Annotated in this window: 1 protein-coding gene and 1 pseudogene; both read left to right on the forward strand. The window is 46.9% G+C overall.

Annotation, left to right across the window (positions count from 1 at the left end):
• The coding region (locus F6K53_RS40585; RefSeq protein WP_293085847.1) for an AI-2E family transporter at nucleotides 1-325 on the forward strand (325 nt) is incomplete at its 5' end.
• Nucleotides 326-735: 410 nt separating this feature from the next.
• Nucleotides 736-1,672: pseudogene (locus F6K53_RS40590) on the forward strand (hypothetical protein); the annotation flags it as partial.

Raw genomic sequence — 1,672 nt, forward strand, 5'->3', positions numbered from 1 at the left:
GGCAATTGCTCAAGGGGGATGGACTTTCTCCTGGGTATTGCTACTATTTGTGATTATTCAGAATCTGGAAACCTACATTCTTGACCCCCTACTGGTGGGGTCTTCTGTGAGAGTTCACCCCTTATATCAGTTGTTGGCAGTGCTAGGTGGTGCAAAGGTTTTGGGGATTCTTGGTGCTTTGATTGTTCCCCCTTGGGTAGCTGGTGCAGCTCTGGTACTAGAAAATTTGTACTTGAAGCCGAAACTGGAGGCGGAACAAAATGCTGCTACTATCTCGCCAGGTTCTGAGCCAGATGCCTCGAATGCTCTTTCTTTAAACGGATAGTATGATCACTATAGTTTGAGGGATCAGCAAAAGGCCTTTGGCCACGCTACGCGAACAGCTATTAGCAATCAGCTATCAGCTATCAGCTTATGCGCTACTTGAGGTGCGTGCGCGTTCAGCCATTGGTCAAGCTACTGTTGTTCGCGCAGCGTGCGTGTAGCGCAATCGATGCTTTTGAATAAAATAAGCTGACCGCTGACCGCTGACCGCTGACCGCTGACCGCTGACCGCTGAGGAAAATAGTCAACCAATTACTAATTACCAATTACTAATTACCCGTCTTCAGTAATGCTACAGAGGCACTTTAGTTAACACTAAAGTACAGTTAACACTAGGCTTGCCTTTATTTGGCTTTCTCTTAGACGGGGCTAAAGCCTCCTGGCTCTCAACTGCAATATTTTTGGTAGCTGATGAATCCCTTCTTTCGCTGCCGATATTGGCTGACGCAAGTAATCTTGGTAGTAATTGGAGCGATTGCGATCGCTTGCTTGATTGCAGCTGCGCCAATTGTGGCTCAGGACAATCTGAATCGGGTAACTATTTTCCTGGATGGGCGTCCGCTGTTTGAGGTAGCACCGGCTGGGTCATTAACTGCTCAACAACGGGCTGATTACGTCAGTGATACCCTCAAGCATATCATCGAGACAGCACCACCAACCATAGACGTAGAAATCGCTGGGACTGACAACTTACCAGTGATTAAGGTAAATGGTAACCACTTGCTATCGGTAACCTCCAATGACACTTTAACAGGAAGAAGTCCCAAGGAACAAGCCCGATTTTGGCAAACACTGGTACAGAATGCCATGGAACGGGCTTTTCTCGAACGTACCCAGGACTATATCGTGCAAGCGGTATTCCTATCCGTTGGATGTGGGTTATGGGGACTCATCTCTAGTTGGGGAGTAGGCTCGTTGTGGGATCACCAGATTAAATGGCTGTTTCACAAAAAGCTAACTAAGTCAACCCATCGATACCGTCGCCAACCTGCCTTACGTGCTGAAATTGCAGGCGGGACTCTCATACTCCTTTTCCGGGTCACTATCCTAGTATTTACCCTGATTTATACTAGTAACCTATTTCCCCAAACTCGCCAGTTGAGCCGCCAAGTTAACGACACATTTGTTCAAAGCTTGACGTGGGAAATCATTTGGGTGGGAGATAAACCCTATTCTTTCTTAGGGTTATTAACCTTGATTGGGTTATTTGCTGCTCTGATAGTCCTAGCTAAGGTAGTAAAAAAAGTTTTGCGATCGCGGATTCTTCGCCTCACCAATCTCAGCCGCCCTGCCCAGCAGACTATTGCCGTGATTTTCCATTATGGCATACTCTCGATCGGTTCTATTG

The organism is Moorena sp. SIO4A1 (assembly GCF_010672065.1).
GTDB lineage: Bacteria > Cyanobacteriota > Cyanobacteriia > Cyanobacteriales > Coleofasciculaceae > Moorena.